Source organism: Thermoanaerobacterium aotearoense, assembly GCF_009905255.1.
GTDB classification, from domain to species: Bacteria; Bacillota; Thermoanaerobacteria; order Thermoanaerobacterales; family Thermoanaerobacteraceae; genus Thermoanaerobacterium; species Thermoanaerobacterium aotearoense.
In genome coordinates, this window is record NZ_CP047602.1 from 902,294 (window position 1) to 918,977 (window position 16,684).

Below are 16,684 nucleotides of genomic sequence, written 5' to 3' on the forward strand. Positions count from 1 at the left end.
ATAAAAGCTTTGAAATAAATAAGGAGGTAATTAAAATGGCAGTGGAAACTTTTAAGGCGGTTTCTAAAAAGTTGCCGGAAGGTTTGGCAGTTGAAAGCGAAGTAAGAGGCTTTAAGATGGTTTTAGACGAACCAAAAGAATTAGGCGGCACGAATAAAGGGATGAATCCTGTAGAGGCATTGCTTTGCGCTTTAGGTTCTTGCCAAACCATTGTAGCGTCAGTTTTTGCAAAAGCAAATGGCATTAATCTTCAAGATTTTTGGGTAGAATTAGAGGGCGATATTGATTTGGATGGCTTCATGGGAAAATCCGACGTAAGGCCAGGGTTTTTAGAAATAAGATTTAAGATGCATATGAAGACGGATGCTCCAAAAGAAAAAGCAGAGGAGTTTGCAAAGTTTATTGAAAGAACGTGTCCAGTGGGGGATTCTATAGCAAATCCTGTGAAATTAGTTTTGTCAGACGTTGTTGTAGAATGATATGAAAAAAGCCGGTGTCATTAGACACTGGCTTTTACTATTGGATTTCTTGCTGCTTTTACTTCGTCAAGCCTTCTTACAGGCGTATTATGCGGTGCAGTTTTTAATATTTCTGGATTTTCTTCTGCTTCTTTAGCGATTGATTTCATCGCATCTATGAATTCATCTAAAGTCTCTTTGCTTTCAGTCTCAGTCGGTTCTATCATCAGTGCGCTGTCAACTATGAGAGGGAAGTAGATAGTAGGAGGATGGAATCCATAATCTATCAATCTTTTTGCTACATCAAGTGTCGTTATGCCAGTTTCTTTATTCTTAAGGCCACTTAAGACAAATTCGTGTTTGCATATCGTATCGTATGGGAGATCATAGTAGCCTTTAAGCTTTTCTTTAAGATAATTTGCATTTAAAACAGCGATTTCACTGGCGAACTTAAGTCCTTCAGAACCCATAGTCAATATATATGCGTAAGCTTTGACAAGTACGTTGAAATTTCCGTAAAAACTCCTCACTTTGCCTATTGTATGAGGCAAATCGTAATTAAGGTAATACGTATCATTATTTTTCTCAACTACAGGTACAGGTAGAAAATCTACAAGATTGCCTTTAACTCCCACTGGTCCGCTTCCAGGCCCACCTCCACCGTGTGGTGTAGCAAAAGTCTTATGGAGATTTATGTGGACGACGTCAAATCCCATGTCGCCTGGCCTTGTTATGCCCATATTGGCATTCATGTTTGCTCCGTCGTAGTACAGAAGTCCGCCGGCATCATGAACTAATTTAGCTATTTCTATGATGTTTTTTTCAAAAAGGCCGAGAGTATTTGGATTTGTAAGCATCAGCCCTGCTACATCATCATTAAGCATCGCTTTCAATGAATCTATGTCTATAAGGCCATCACTTCCGGATTTTACCTCTACAACTTCAAAACCGGCTGTTGCAGCGCTAGCTGGATTTGTGCCGTGGGCAGAATCAGGTACTAAGATTTTTTTTCTTTTGTATTCACCAATGTTTTCAAAGTATGATTTAATTATCATCATTCCAGTAAGCTCGCCGTGAGCTCCTGCGGCAGGCTGAAGTGTCATCCCATCCATGCCTGTTATTTCCTTAAGCATTTCTTGCAAATTGTACATGAGTTTTAAAGCGCCTTGTACAGTGCTTTCGCTTTGCAGTGGATGTATGTCAGTGAATGCTTCGAAATTTGCAATATCTTCATTTACTTTTGGGTTGTACTTCATGGTACAAGATCCTAATGGATAAAATCCCTTGTCGACGCTGTAGTTTTTATATGATAAATTTGTATAATGCCTTACAAGCTCTACCTCGCTGACTTCAGGAAAGCTTAACTCTGTATGCCTTAAAAGTTCGTCTGGGATGGATTCTTCTAATTCAAAGTCGTCTACGTCCAATGGTGGAAGGCTGTAAGCTGTATGACCTGGTTTTGATACTTCAAATATGAGTTTATCGTAGCTCATCAATTGCACCTCCCATGACATCTACAAGCTTATCGATTTCTCCTTTAGTCCTTTTTTCAGTGACGCAGATAAGCATTGAATTTTTGTACTTTTTATACTCTTTTTCAAGATTGTAACCGCCTATTATGCCATTTGACAAAAGAACTTCATTTAGGTCATCCACGTTGTTTTCACATTCAATCGCAAACTCCATGAAAAATGGCTTTTCAAACAGTGGTTTAAACTTTCCAGTTTTTAATAGCTCATTATATGCATAGTGGGACTTTTTGTAGCACTGCAAAGCGACTTCTTTGATGCCATGTTTACCAAGTGCTGCCATGTATACGGCGGCAGTCAATGCATTTAGTGAATGATTTGTGCAAATATTTGATGTGGCTTTTTCTCTCCTTATATGCTGTTCTCTTGCTTGCAGCGTCAATACAAATCCTCTTTTGCCATCCACATCGTTTGTCTCACCTATGATCCTGCCTGGCAATTTTCTCATTAATTTTTGTGTAGTTGCAAAGAATCCCAGGTGAGGACCGCCGAAGTTAAGGTTATTTCCAAGTGGTTGACCATCACCAACTACTATATCAGCACCTATTTCACCAGGTGTTTTTAATATAGACAATGATATAGGCTCGACGTACATGATGAGAAGTGAACCATTTTTATGCACAAGTTTTTCTACATCATCGAGGTCTTCTATTATGCCGAAAAAGTTTGGGTTTTGTACTATGAATGCTGCAGTATTGCTGTCAATAGAAGATTTTAAAAGCTCTACATCAATCGTGCCTTCTTTATCATCTATCTCAACAATTTCTATATCGCTAAATCTCATGTATGTACGAAGTACCTTTTTTGCCTCAGGATTAACCGATGACGATACAAGCACTTTTTTTCTGTTTGTAATGCTAAAAGCCATTTTTGCAGCTTCACTTAAAGCTGTAGCACCATCGTACATAGATGCGTTTGAAACATCCATACCAGTCAAGTTACATATCATCGTCTGATATTCGTATATGGCTTGCAATGTGCCTTGGCTTATTTCAGGCTGGTAAGGCGTATAAGCTGTGTAAAATTCAGGCTTTGACACGATGTGTTTTACAACAGATGGTATAAAATGATCGTATACGCCTGCACCTAAGAAACAAATAAGATCATCTGTTGTCTTAATATCTTTAGCCAATTCTTTGATGCTTTTAATAAGCTCTGCCTCTGACAAAGGACCTGCCACATTAAGCTTCCGCTTTAACCTTACATCTTCTGGAATGTCCACAAATAAATCATCGATTGATTTTGCATTCACAGATTTAAGCATTTCGCTTTGTTGGACTTTGGAAGCTGGGATGTATTTGTGCACGATACCCACTCCTTTTAGAAAAATTTAATCAATTGCAAAAATCTCTGTATTCTTCCGGTGACATAAGCTGGTCTAATTCACCTTTGTCATTCATTTCGACGCAAATCATCCAGTTTTCGTATGGATCGCTGTTTAAAAGTGATGGATCATCTGCGACGGATTGATTTACCTCTACAACTTTACCGCTTATAGGGCAGTATACATCAGATGCTGCTTTTACTGATTCAACAGTGCCTAATGTATCACCTGCGCTTAACACTGTACCGATTTCAGGAAGCTCTGCGTAGACTATGTCGCCTAATGAATGTTGAGCAAAATCGGTTATTCCAACGTATGCCTTGTCACCTTCAACTTTTACCCATTCGTGATTTTTTGAATAGTAAAGACCTTCTAAAATTTTCATAAAACAACCTCCTATTTTTTGTAATTTTTCTTGTAAAAATTTTTGCTTGTCACAAAAGCCTTATATGGCTTATTGCGTATTATTATATTTATTTCATTGCCAATGGTGGTAAATTGACTTTTTATTAACGCCATTCCTATGTTTTTCTTTAGCGTCGGTGCTAAATATCCTGTTGTCACATATCCAATCTTTTCGCCTTCTGCATAGACATCATAACCGTGGCGAGGTATGGCAGTATCTGCTATTTCAAATCCGACTATTTTCCTCTTAAGTCCGCCTTCTTTTTGATTTAAAAGAGCTTCTTTTCCTATGAATGATTTATCAAGCTTAACAAATGAGCTTAACCCAGCTTCTAATGGCGTTATGTCGTCGGAGAGCTCATTGCCGTACAGTGGAAGTCCTGCTTCAAATCTCAATGTATCTCTGGCACCTAAGCCGGCAGGCTTTATGCCGAGAACTTCTCCGACAGATAAGATTTTTTCCCACATCTTTGCTACATATTCGTTTTTCAAAAATATTTCGAAGCCATCTTCGCCAGTGTAGCCAGATCTTGAAATAAGGCAATTTATCCCATCTAAGTCCATGTAATCAAAATGGTAGTATTTTAAACTGTCTAAATCGTAATTTGTAATCTTCTCAAGTATTTCCTGAGATTTTGGCCCTTGCAAAGCAAGCTCTGAGATTTCTCCTGATTCATCTTTTATTTCTACATCAAAGCCATTTTTATTTTTCCATAGCCATTTGTAATCCTTATCTATATTGCTGGCATTTACTACCAGCATATATTTTTCGCAAGAAAATTTGTACACTAATAAATCGTCTACTGTTGTGCCATTAGGATAGCACATAGGGGAATACATTGCTTGATTTGCACTAATTTTTGTGATGTCATTTGTGACCATGTAGTTTATGAACTTTTCTGAATCACGACCTTCTACAATTATTTCTCCCATGTGGGATACATCGAAAAGTCCTGCATTTTTTCTGACTGCTTCATGTTCTTTAAGTATGCTTTCGTACTGTACAGGCATTTCAAATCCTGCAAAATCTATCATCTTTGCGCCGTATTTTTTATGGATGTCGTAAAGAGGAGTTCTTTTTAAGCTGTCCAATCAGTTCATCCCTTTCTAAATTAAAATTGAAAGCAAAAAAGGAATATGAAGACAAGTGTCATCATATTCCTCTGTATCATGACCTGAGAGTTTCTACCAAAAGGTATTGCCCCATCGGTGCCATACGGCTTTCCAGAGTCCCATCAAATAGCGATTAATTTGCCTGAGAGATTTTATGAAGCCGTGACCCACTTCATATTGCTCCTTCGGCCACCTTAAAAGGTGTCTCTCGCTATCCTCATTTGGATCTTATTAAATTCATAATGCTACTATAATTATAGTGCAGCAAATTTATTAATTCAATATAAAAGAAAAAGAATTAGATTTAAAATACTCCAATATTCCGTTAAATACTGCCAATGCAATTTTACTTCTGTAGTCTATGTCTCTTAAATGTGCATCGTCCAATCTGCTGTTTTCTATGGCAGGTACTACTGTCACAATAGGTGTTTCAAAAAATTCATCGCCGTATTTTTTTGCATGTATTCCTAAATTGTTCAATGGAGATTTTCGCTCTACAGTTTTATTGAGGATTTCAGCCAACATTTTGGCCTTGTCATTTTGCTCGTCGTAGTATATCTTAAATCCACTTTCGTCTTTTAAAGACACTTCGGTTGCAAAACTTATTGCAATATCGTATTTTACATCATCATTTATAGCAAATGAGTCGATGTAATTGCTTCCTATTATAAATGGCTTTGCATTCAGCAAATTCAACAATTCGCTTGTCTTCTTTGCAATGTCGTTCATTGGCACTTGAGGCAAAAGGTTCGTAGGGCTTTTAGTAGTTTTTTTATACACAGGATTTAGTGCAATTTTTCTATCTAATAAGATGTTTTTAAGCGGTGTTCTGTCAACGTAGAAATCCATCTTAGCTGGTATTCCATTTGATATTTTAATGTGGCTATCTGATTCCATATACAGTTTGACTGTCGCTTCTACATTTTTTTCATAGGATTTAAGCACTACTCTATCGATAATGCCATCATCGACGGTATATGTGCCATCTGGCATATTCATTGAAGCATCTTTGAATACAATTATATAATCGACATCTGATTTTTCTACGCTGTATTGTGGAATATCTGTGTAAAAGTCAAAACCTATCAAACTTTTATTTTCCTTTATGCAATCATTTGTGGCTTTTGCATCAAGTCTAATGTTTGTCAGTACGCTTTTCAAATAAAAGACCTCCTTCTCTTATATTGTTGACATAAATTTGATACATTTGTGATATAATTATTTATGTACAACCTTAATATATCACAACATCAAGAAAATGGAAATAAGTTTTATTGGGGGTTATATTAATTGCCATACGGAAAAATTCCTATAAGAACCCACGTGATAACAAAAGATGACGACATAGTGGATGTTATATCAAGATACACAAAAGACATTGCAGAAGATGGAGATTTAATAGCCATTGCGGAAAGTGTTGTGGCTATTACGCAGGGAAGGGCGTATAGGCCTGATGAGATAAAAGTGGGACTTTTGGCTAAGATTTTATGCAGATTTACAGGGAGAAATGGGAGCCTTACTTCACCACAAGCTATGCAATGTGCCATAAATGAAGTTGGTTGGCTTAGGATTTTTGTGGCTGCGCTTATAAGTGCAATAGGCAAAATATTTAAGAAAAGAGGACTTTTTTTCAAGATAGCAGGGCGAAAAGTTGCGCTTATAGATGACGTGGCAGGAACCATGGCACCTTATCACAAGTACATAGTATTAGGTCCTGCTGAACCTGACTTGGTATGCGATATGATAAAAGAGAAAACAGGCATCGATACTGTTATAATCGATGCAAATGATTTGCACTGTGCTGATTGCATCGGTGCGTCTAAAGGTGTTTCAAAATCATACGTTGAGAGGCTCTTTTTAGACAATCCGTCAGGAAATTCAGAACAGCAGACGCCTATTGTCGTCATTAAATCGTATAAAGAGCAAACTGCAGAAATCTCTGATGATTTAAGATGTGAAAAAGAATTTCATGAGATTTTGCAGAATCAATAATATGATATAGAATTACTGTAGCGAATTTTGCGTTGCATGATTTTGCTATGGTTTTTTTATTTTGCAAAAGTGTGATTTTATGCGATAAATGAAGATTGCAAGACAAAATAAGCTATAAGCTTCATAAGAAGAAGATTGTATAGCTTTAATTGGGGATAATAAGGCTAAATTGAAGTTTAACTATGCAGCAGAATAATGCTATACTGGAGAAAAATGTATGAGGTGATTATTATGCCTTTATGAAGTATTTTCACTTCGCCAAAGTGTTTACTATAGAATATTATTATAGAGGGAGGTGTGAAACCTGTTTAATACAGGTTTGGTGCTTTGAAAATTGATGATATATTTAGAATTACAGAAGACCAATTGTTTAAAGAGCTAAACACATCCATAAAGGGCATTTCAAAAGAAGAAGCCAGCAAAAGATTGGAAAAGTATGGCTATAATGAAATAAAAGAAGTCAAAAAGACATCCATGTTTTCAAGGTTTATAGCAAATTTTACGCATTTATTGGCGATACTCCTCTGGATAGCCAGCATACTTTCATTTATAGGTGGAATGCCACAGCTTGGGTGGGCGATAATACTTGTAATAATCGTAAATGCTTTGTTTAGCTTCTGGCAGGAGTTTAAGGCAGAACAAGCTACAGAAAGCCTTAAGAAGATGCTGCCATCGTATGTGAAAGTCATAAGGGATGGACAACAAGAACAAATATTAGCTCGTGAATTAGTACCAGGAGATATTATATACCTTGAAGAAGGCGACCATGTGCCTGCTGATGCAAGACTTATCGAAGCTTTTGAGATGAGGACTATTAATGCTGCGTTGACAGGAGAGTCAGAACCTGTCAGAAGAACGTCTGATGTTGTCTTAGACGATGATGTATCGCTTATACAAGCGCCAAATCTTGTCTTTATGGGTACAAATGTCGCATCTGGTTCTGGAACGGCAGTTGTCTACGCTACAGGTATGGATACCCAATTTGGCAAGATAGCTTCATTGACACAAACAATAAGCGTAGAGCAAAGCCCACTGCAAAAGCAGCTTACGAGAGTTGCAAAAGTCATAGCGTATTTGTCTCTTGTTATGGGAGTATTCTTCTTCCTTTTAGGCCTTTTGATGGGAAGGTCATTAGTTGACACATTTATGTTTGCAATAGGTATAATTACAGCAAATGTGCCTGAGGGATTATTGCCTACTGTTACATTAGCCCTTGCAATGGGCGTACAGCGAATGGCGAAAAGACATGCTTTAGTGAAGAAGCTTTCCAGCGTTGAGACATTAGGCGGTGCAACGGTCATTTGCACAGACAAGACAGGGACACTGACGCAAAATGAGATGACTGTAAGGGAAATCTGGACTAAAGTGGCATACTACAATGTAAGTGGTGTTGGATATGAACCAAAAGGTGATTTTTACGTTGGCGACGAAAAGGTAGATGTCAAAAACCTGCCTAATGAACTTTCATTGTTATTAAAAATAGGTTTACTTTGTAACAACAGCCGGTTAGTCAGGCCTACGAATGAAAATCCGTCTTGGGGCATAATAGGCGATCCTACAGAAGGTTCATTGGTGGTACTGGCGGAGAAGGCAGGATTTATATTAGAAGAAATGTTGAGAGAGTACCCGAGAATATCTCAACTGCCGTTTGACTCAAGGCGAAAAAGGATGACTTCCATACATAAGTATGGAAAAGAAATTTACGCGTTTACTAAGGGTGCACCAAAAGAAACCATTTCAGTATGCAATTACATTTTAAGCGATGACGGCATCAAAAAATTGGAGCAGTCGGATATAGACGAGATAGTTAGGCAAAATGACAAATTTGCTGAATCAGGTCTTAGAGTGCTTGCAATGGCATACAAGAAAATAGATAATGAGATTAAAGATTATAGCATTGAAAATGTGGAAAACGACTTGATTTTTGTAGGCTTAGTGGCAATGATGGATCCGCCAAGGCCTGAAGTCGAATTGGCTGTCAAACATGCACACAAAGCAGGTATAAAGATCATCATGATAACAGGTGACTATGGACTGACGGCTGAATCGATCGCAAGAAGAATAGGCATAGTAAAAGGGCCAAGACCAAGGGTAATAACAGGCAATGAATTGGACAAGATGTCTGACGAGGATCTGAAAAAAGAACTGAAAAATAATGAGATAATATTTGCAAGAGTTGCACCTGAGCACAAGATGAAAGTCGTGGCTGCATTGAAAGATATGGGTGAAGTGGTGGCTGTTACGGGTGATGGCGTCAATGATTCGCCTGCACTGAAGAAAGCCGATATAGGCATTGCAATGGGCAAATCAGGAACGGATGTAGCAAGGGAAGTGGCTACGATGGTTCTGACAGATGATAATTTTGCCAGCATCGTAAATGCCATCGAAGAAGGCAGGGCAGTCTACGACAATGTGCGGAAGTTTATAACGTACATCTTTGCACACTTGACGCCAGAGGCAATACCTTATATCTTGTTTTCACTGTTTAATATTCCTGTGCCGATAACGGTAATGCAGATATTGGCTATAGATTTAGGTACTGAAACGTTGCCGGCTCTTGCTCTTGGCGTGGAGCCGCCTGAACCCGGCGTCATGGATAGGCCACCAAGATCGCCAAAAGAAAAGCTTCTAAATCTATCGCTATTTTTAAGAGGCTACGTGTTATTGGGCATAATAAGCTCAATAGCTGTTTTATCTGGATATTTCTGGGTTTTGTATAGCGGTGGATGGCATTGGGGAATGACGCTTCCTCTGTCTGATCCATTGGCAAGAAAGGCTGCTACAATGAGCTTTTTGGGGATAGTCATTATGCAGGTAGCAAACGTATTTGCATGTCGCACAGAGGTTGCTTCAATGTTCAGTGTAAGTTTCTTCAAAAATAGATTGCTAAACATCGGTGTAGTTTTTGAGCTGGTTTTAACTGCGCTGCTTATATACGTTCCGTTTTTACAGAAGATATTTGACACGTATCCGGTACCATTTAAGAATTGGCTGTTTTATGTGGCTTTTATGCCAATACTCATAGGCGCTGAAGAGATAAGGAAATATTTATTGCGGAGGAAAATCGCATCAAACCAAAAGGAGGTGAAAGGCTCTATTTGAGCCTGATTTATGAATATAATTGTTGCTGGATGCGGCCGGCTTGGAGCTGAGTTGGCACAGATGTTAGATTCAGATGGCTATAGTGTCGTAGTCATAGACAAAGACGCAAATGCCTTTAAAAGATTAAAGCCTTCTTTTAAAGGAAAGTTCATTGAAGGAGTCGCTTTTGACAAGGCTACTTTAATAAAAGCAGGCATTGAGCATGCAGATGCCGTTGCATCAACTACAAACGGTGATAACACCAATATCGTTACGGCTTTGATTGCAAAAAAGAAGTTCAATGTTCCTACTATTGTGGCAAGGATATATGACCCTATAAGAGCGGAGATATACAGAAAAATGGGCATCAATACTGTATCTCCTACATTGTGGGGCGCAAATAAAATGAAGGATCTGATTTGCCATCCAGATCTTTTTAGGGTTTCCTCTTTTGGCAGCGGTGAAGTGGAGATAGTAGAGACGGAAGCTTCGGCTTATCTGGATGGAAGATACGTAAAAGATTTAGTAATCCCATCAGAAGTGAATGTAGTCAGCATAGTGAGGGATGGCATCGCTATGATTCCAACACAAAGCACTGTTGTAAAAAAAGGAGACAAGATATTTATAGCTGTTACGGCTTTTGGAAAGACAAAGATGAAACAGATGTTTATGTAAATATTGGTAAGGAGGTGAAAAACCTGACGGAAACAATAAATGTGTTTCCAAGTCGCAGGTTATAATCATGTCAATAATGATTGTCGGTGCTGGTCGGTTAGGCTTGTATCTTGCTCAACTGATGAAGGAAAGGCAAGAAAAAGTCGTAGTTGTTGAAAAAGATGAGTCAAAGATGGATAAGTTAAGGAAGGAATTAAATTGTGAAGTAGTGGTTGGAGATGGTTGCAACTCGGATGTTTTAAAAAAAGCTGGAATAATAGGAACGGATATTGTCGTCGCTGCCACAGGACATGATGAGGATAATCTTATAATTTGTCAACTGGCAAAATACGAGTTTGGGGTATCGAGAGTAGTATCCAGGATAAACAATCCAAAAAATGACTGGCTTTTTACTAAAGATATGGGGGTGGATGCGGCTGTAAGCAGTGCCCGGATAATCGCAAGATTGATAGAAGAAGAAGCTGAAATAAGTGGAATTACGACAATAATAAATCTCTCAGAAGGAAAAATTTCTATCGTAAGGAGCATCATTGAAAGAGGCTCCAATGCCGCCAATAAGATGATCAAAGACTTGATGCTGCCGAAAAACTGCGTCATCATGTCGGTAATAAGAAACAACAAGGTTTTGCTTCCAGATGGCAGCACTTACATCTTACCGGGGGATGAGGTCTTAAGCGTCGTAAGTGATGAAAGCAAAGAAACATTAAAGAATATTTTTGATGCAGAATAAAAAAGGCTTCTGCACGATTGACTGAATATGTCATAGTGCAAAAGCCTTTTTTTATACAAAAAATATTTTGAGGTTATAACCACTTCGCGATTGATACTGACTGGTCAATAAAAAATATAAAATATTTTTAAAAACATGAAGGAATTTTTTATCCAGTGTAGAAATAATACTTTAATAAACATATTAATAAATTTAAAGGAGATGGTCTAATTGAATTCCTATCTACTTATCATCTATGGAGTTGTCATTATTGCAGCTCTTGCCATCATTGGTTTTATTAGGTTTATTTTCAGTCAAGACAAAGGTGACGAGAAGATGCAGCAGATCTCAGACTCCATAAAGGAAGGTGCAATGGCTTTTCTAAACAGGCAGTATAAAACGATAACAGTCCTTGCACTGATAGTTGCTGTCATAATAATAATTGCCAATTATTATGGACACCAGTCAGAAGGTGTTGGTTCTGCCATAAGCTATGCATGGCATGTTGGATTGGCATTTATATCTGGGGCTTTGTGCTCTGCTATATCTGGCTACATAGGCATGTACATGGCGGTCAATTCAAATGTGAGGGCAGCCAGTGGTGCCAGAAAAGGTCTTAACAAGGCTTTACAGATCGCTTTAAGAGGTGGGGCTGTTACAGGCCTTGCGGTTACAGCATTGTCACTTTTTGGCGTGGCGACTTTGTTTTTTGCATACGGTGGAGCGTCTGGACAACAGGAATTAGTTAAAAATGCTCCATCATTGATAGTAGGTTTTGGCTTTGGCGCTTCCTTCGTTGCGCTTTTTGCACAGTTAGGCGGTGGTATATACACAAAAGCTGCTGACGTAGGTGCTGACCTTGTCGGCAAGGTAGAAGCAGGCATTCCAGAGGATGATCCAAGAAATCCTGCAGTAATCGCTGATTTGGTTGGCGATAACGTTGGAGACTGTGCTGGAAGGGGAGCCGACCTGTTTGAATCAACAGCCGCTGAAAATATAGGTGCTATGATTTTGGGTGTAGGCTTGTATCCTGTCTTTGGATTAAAAGGCATATTGTTCCCACTTGTAGCACGTGCTATTGGTATTATCGCTTCAATCATCGGTATTGTATTCGTAAACACGAAAGACGAATCAAAAGATCCTATGATTGCTTTAAATAAAGGATATTTTGTAACAACGATAATAAACATAATTGTACTTTTCTTCGCTGTGAAGGTTATGCTTTCAGGTCATTTATCAAATGGCGATAGCGTAAATTATTTGCTTCTATATGGTGCAGCAGTCGCAGGCATATTGCTAAGCTACGTATTTGTATTTTTGACAAACTACTACACATCTATGAGCACAAGACCTGTTCAGGAGATCGCAAAGGCTTCAACAACAGGTGCAGCGACAAACATAATAACTGGTATCTCCGTAGGCATGGAGTCACCAGCACTTCCAGTCTTGTTCATATCTGCAGCAATAATCATAGCATACAGGCTTGGTGAATTGGCACTTCCAAATATAGCTACAGCGGGTTTCTATGGTACTGCAATAGCTACTATGGGAATGCTATCAACGACGGCATATATTTTAGCTATGGATACTTTTGGACCTATTACTGACAATGCAGGCGGAATCACTGAGATGTCTGAAGCACCCGAATCTGTGAGGGTTGTCACAGATAGGCTTGATGCTTGCGGAAATACGACAAAGGCATTGACAAAAGGCTATGCAGTAGGATCTGCAGCGTTGGCTACATTCCTCCTTTTCTCTGCATATCTTGATGAAGTTAAGAAGATATTAGGGAAGCCAATCGACTCTTGGTTTGCTGTAGATATCGGTAAACCTGAGGTGTTTATTGGTGCATTTATTGGCGCCATGATAGTATACCTTTTTAGCTCTACTGCCATAAGAGCAGTAGGAAAAGCTGCACAGTACGTAATACTGGAAGTTAGAAGGCAGTTTAAAGAAAATCCTGGCATCATGGAAGGTACATCAAAGCCTGACTACGCTAAGACAGTCGACATAGTCACAAAAGGCGCATTAAAAGAGATGGTAATTCCAGGCCTTATTGTCGTAGTAGCGCCTATCTTAGTAGGAATCTTGCTGGGAAAAGAATCTGCAGCAGCATTTTTGATGGTTGGCACAATATCCGGTGTAATAATGGCTTTGTTCTTAAACAATGGTGGCGGTGCATGGGACAATGCTAAGAAGTTCATCGAATTAGGAAACTACGGCGGAAAGAAATCCGATGCGCATAAAGCAGGTGTTGTAGGCGATACAGTAGGTGACCCGTTTAAAGATACTGCAGGTCCGTCATTGCACGTTTTGATAAAGCTCATAAGCACCATAACACTTGTGTTTGCATCTTTGTTTAGATAAAAAAATCTATACTAAGGTGGAGTTTAATGCTCCACCTTTTTTAATTGCATTAAGCTCTTAAAATTTTTATTGACTGAAGGATGCATCGATGATATACTATATATTGATACATCAATATAATTAAACACAATATATAGAGCCAATATTAGAAAATTTCAGATATGTTTGCTTATTTGATTAACTTTTAATCGGGGTTTTTGATGAATCATTTTTACAGATGATAAATTAATGGAGGTTTTGAAATTGGATAAGGAAATGAAAGTAGTCAAGAGAAATGGTAAAGAAGAAGGATTTGACAAAGAGAAAATCGCAAATGCTGTCAACAAGGCATTTGAAGCTGTCGGCGAAGGGAAGTACAGTGATGCTTCAAAGATAGCTGACGAAGTTATGGAGTACATAGGGAAAAATTTTGAAGGGCGCGCAAGTGTAGAGGAGATTCAGGACATTGTAGAGCAATTTTTGATAAAGCATGGATTTGCAAAAGCTGCAAAAGCGTACATATTGTACAGAAAACAACACCAAGACATAAGAGAATTTAAGAATATGTTTATGGACATTGAAAAAATGGTGGACGAGTACATAGGGAAACTTGACTGGAGAGTAAATGAAAACAGCAACATGAGCTACTCTCTCCAAGGCTTGAATAATCATATAGCAAGCACAATTACGGCCAATTACTGGCTAAATAAGATATACCCAAAAGAAGTAAGAGATGCTCATGTAAATGGTGATTTGCACATACACGACTTAAGCCTATTATCTGTGTACTGCTGCGGATGGGATTTGAAAGATCTCCTTGTATCTGGGTTTACCGGCGTAGAGGGAAAAGTGCAAAGCAGACCTCCAAAGCATTTTAGATCTGCTTTAGGACAGATAGTGAACTTCTTCTATACATTGCAAGGCGAAGCTGCAGGCGCTCAGGCATTTTCTAATTTTGATACTTATTTGGCGCCTTTCATTTATTACGATAAACTTTCATATAAAGAAGTGAAACAATCGCTACAGGAATTTATTTTTAACATAAATGTACCTACGAGAGTAGGGTTTCAAACGCCATTTACAAATATAACGATGGATTTAGTTGTACCGGCTATATTGGCTGATGAACCTGTCATAATAGGCGGCAAAGCCATGAATAGATCGTATAAAGAATTTCAGAAGGAAATGGATATGCTTAATATGGCATTTGCTGAGGTAATGATGGAAGGGGATGCAAATGGAAGGATATTCACATTTCCAATACCGACTTACAATATAACGAAGGATTTTGATTGGGAAAGCCCTGTTATAGACAAAATAATGGAGATGACTGCAAAATACGGCCTTCCGTATTTTAGCAACTTTGTAAATAGCGATCTAAACCCAGAAGATGCGAGATCCATGTGTTGTCGCTTAAGGCTTGATAATAGAGAGCTTAGAAAGCGTGGTGGTGGTCTTTTCGGAGCAAATCCACTTACAGGCTCTATAGGCGTTGTGACGATTAACATGCCAAGGATTGGGTATTTATCAAATTCAAAAGAAGAATTTTTTGAGAGATTAGGTAAGCAAATGGATGTGGCAAGAAAGAGCCTTGAGATAAAGAGAAAAGTACTGGAAAACATGACTGAAATGGGCCTTTATCCTTATTCAAAGTTTTACCTAAGAGATATAAAGATGAGATTTGGCTCATACTGGCAGAATCACTTTAATACCATCGGCTTAATAGGGATGAACGAGGCACTTTTGAATTTCATGGGATGTGACATCACAAGCGAAAAAGGCAGGAATTTCGCATTAGAAGTTTTGGACTTCATGAGAAATAGATTGGAAGACTATCAGATAGAATCAAATTACCTTTACAACCTTGAAGCATCGCCTGCTGAAGGTGCGTCGTACAGACTGGCGAAAAAAGACAAAGAGTTATACAAAGACATCATCACTGCAGGGGGAGATGTGCCGTATTACACTAATTCTACACAGCTTCCTGTCGATTTTACAGATGATATATTTACAGCTCTTGATTTGCAGGACGAACTTCAGACTAAATACACAGGAGGAACAGTATTTCATGGCTTTTTAGGTGAAAACATAAGCGATCCTGACACGTGCAAAGCATTGGTGAAAAAGATAGCGTACAATTATAGGCTTCCTTATTACACAATAACGCCGACATTTTCAATATGTGACAACCACGGCTATATATCAGGAGAGCATCTTAACTGTCCACAATGTGGAAATGAATGCGAAGTGTACAGCAGAGTTGTAGGATATTATAGGCCGCTTCAAAACTGGAATGAAGGCAAAAGAGAGGAGTTTTCTGACAGGAAGGAATTCGTAATATGATGTATGATTACATGCCTGTATCTATGGTGGATTATCCCGGCAAAATAGCCACGACAGTATTTATAAGTGGATGTAACTTTGCCTGCCCATACTGCCACAATAGCCAGCTTATTAAGTTTAAAAAACCTGTTAGAAGTGAAGCTGAATTCATGGAATATCTGAACAAAAGGAGAAATCTAATAGATGGTGTCTGCATAACAGGTGGTGAGCCTACGCTGTGGGATGGCTTATATAACTTTATTAAGGATATAAAGGATTTGGGATTTAGCATTAAGCTTGACACTAATGGTTCTCGTCCTGAAGTCTTAGAAAGACTTTTAAACGATGATTTGATAGATTACATTGCTATGGATGTAAAAGGGCCGAAAGATAAATACGGTTTATTTATAAAAAACAATAAAGATATAGAGATGATTGTAAAAAGCATCAATTTGATTAAAAACTCTGGAATAGATTATGAATTCAGGACGACTGTAAATGAAAAATTGCTTTCTGCAGATGATTTTTTATCTATAGCAAATATGATTTATGGATGTAAAAGATATATTTTACAAAGGTACAAATACTCAGAAGGCATATTAAATAAGGATTTGTGCGGTGGAGAGCAATGCGACATTAAATATTTGCTAATTATAAAAGAGATGATAAATGATAAAATCGAAGAAATACTAATAAGATAGAATTGTTTAAAAGGAGATTTTCTCCTTTT

General features: G+C 38.2%; 13 protein-coding genes and 2 riboswitches. Of the genes, 8 read left to right on the top strand and 5 right to left on the bottom strand.

The features are described 5' to 3' along the window. Positions 1-35: 35 nt before the first annotated feature. Complete coding sequence (locus tag GSH73_RS04535; protein ID WP_014759184.1) at positions 36-479, top strand: OsmC family protein; 444 nt, start codon at positions 36-38, stop codon at positions 477-479. A gap of 20 nt (positions 480-499) precedes the next feature. Here the strand turns inward: GSH73_RS04535 and gcvPB are convergent, their stop codons facing one another. The 5 genes from gcvPB to GSH73_RS04560 all read right to left on the bottom strand — a co-directional run bounded on the left by gcvPB (position 500) and on the right by GSH73_RS04560 (position 5,990). Further along, on the bottom strand, positions 500-1,951 hold the full coding sequence (gene gcvPB, locus GSH73_RS04540; RefSeq protein ID WP_014759183.1) for an aminomethyl-transferring glycine dehydrogenase subunit GcvPB: 1,452 nt from the start codon (positions 1,949-1,951) through the stop codon (positions 500-502). After that, complete coding sequence (gene gcvPA, locus GSH73_RS04545; protein WP_014759182.1) at positions 1,938-3,293, bottom strand: aminomethyl-transferring glycine dehydrogenase subunit GcvPA; 1,356 nt, start codon at positions 3,291-3,293, stop codon at positions 1,938-1,940. Before gcvPA ends, gcvPB begins: the two co-directional genes overlap by 14 nt. A 28-nt stretch (positions 3,294-3,321) precedes the next feature. Next, positions 3,322-3,696, bottom strand: coding sequence for a glycine cleavage system protein GcvH (gene gcvH / locus GSH73_RS04550; RefSeq protein ID WP_014759181.1), 375 nt, complete (start codon positions 3,694-3,696; stop codon positions 3,322-3,324). A gap of 11 nt (positions 3,697-3,707) precedes the next feature. Then, positions 3,708-4,808: a glycine cleavage system aminomethyltransferase GcvT gene (gcvT, locus tag GSH73_RS04555; protein ID WP_014759180.1), complete on the bottom strand. Its 1,101-nt coding sequence runs from the start codon at positions 4,806-4,808 to the stop codon at positions 3,708-3,710. Between the two features lie 69 nt (positions 4,809-4,877). After that, positions 4,878-4,946: riboswitch (glycine riboswitch) on the bottom strand. A gap of 3 nt (positions 4,947-4,949) precedes the next feature. Then, a riboswitch (glycine riboswitch) is annotated at positions 4,950-5,050 on the bottom strand. A gap of 52 nt (positions 5,051-5,102) precedes the next feature. Then, positions 5,103-5,990: an N-acetylmuramoyl-L-alanine amidase gene (locus GSH73_RS04560; protein WP_014759179.1), complete on the bottom strand. Its 888-nt coding sequence runs from the start codon at positions 5,988-5,990 to the stop codon at positions 5,103-5,105. 129 nt (positions 5,991-6,119) lie between these two features. Here GSH73_RS04560 and GSH73_RS04565 point away from each other — a divergent pair, with 129 nt between their 5' ends. The 7 genes from GSH73_RS04565 (at position 6,120) to GSH73_RS04595 (ending at position 16,655) form a co-directional block, all read left to right on the top strand. Then, positions 6,120-6,821, top strand: a complete 702-nt coding sequence (locus GSH73_RS04565; RefSeq protein WP_014759178.1) for a coenzyme F420-0:L-glutamate ligase — start codon at positions 6,120-6,122, stop codon at positions 6,819-6,821. 327 nt (positions 6,822-7,148) lie between these two features. After that, positions 7,149-9,923 (top strand): cation-translocating P-type ATPase, encoded by a 2,775-nt coding sequence (locus GSH73_RS04570; protein ID WP_014759177.1) that lies wholly within the window; start codon positions 7,149-7,151, stop codon positions 9,921-9,923. A 9-nt stretch (positions 9,924-9,932) separates the two neighbouring features. Continuing rightward, positions 9,933-10,577, top strand: coding sequence for a potassium channel family protein (locus GSH73_RS04575; protein WP_014759176.1), 645 nt, complete (start codon positions 9,933-9,935; stop codon positions 10,575-10,577). Positions 10,578-10,644: 67 nt separating this feature from the next. After that, positions 10,645-11,307, top strand: a complete 663-nt coding sequence (locus GSH73_RS04580; RefSeq protein WP_014759175.1) for a potassium channel family protein — start codon at positions 10,645-10,647, stop codon at positions 11,305-11,307. A 210-nt stretch (positions 11,308-11,517) separates the two neighbouring features. Then, positions 11,518-13,653, top strand: coding sequence for a sodium-translocating pyrophosphatase (locus GSH73_RS04585; RefSeq protein ID WP_014759174.1), 2,136 nt, complete (start codon positions 11,518-11,520; stop codon positions 13,651-13,653). A gap of 228 nt (positions 13,654-13,881) precedes the next feature. After that, the gene (locus tag GSH73_RS04590; RefSeq protein WP_432416198.1) at positions 13,882-15,975 is read left to right on the top strand and encodes a ribonucleoside triphosphate reductase; all 2,094 of its coding nucleotides are present in this window, start codon (positions 13,882-13,884) and stop codon (positions 15,973-15,975) included. Next, entirely contained in the window at positions 15,972-16,655 is a 684-nt protein-coding gene (locus GSH73_RS04595) for an anaerobic ribonucleoside-triphosphate reductase activating protein (protein ID WP_014759172.1), read from the top strand. The genes GSH73_RS04590 and GSH73_RS04595 overlap by 4 nt, the downstream gene beginning before the upstream one ends. Positions 16,656-16,684 lie beyond the last annotated feature (29 nt).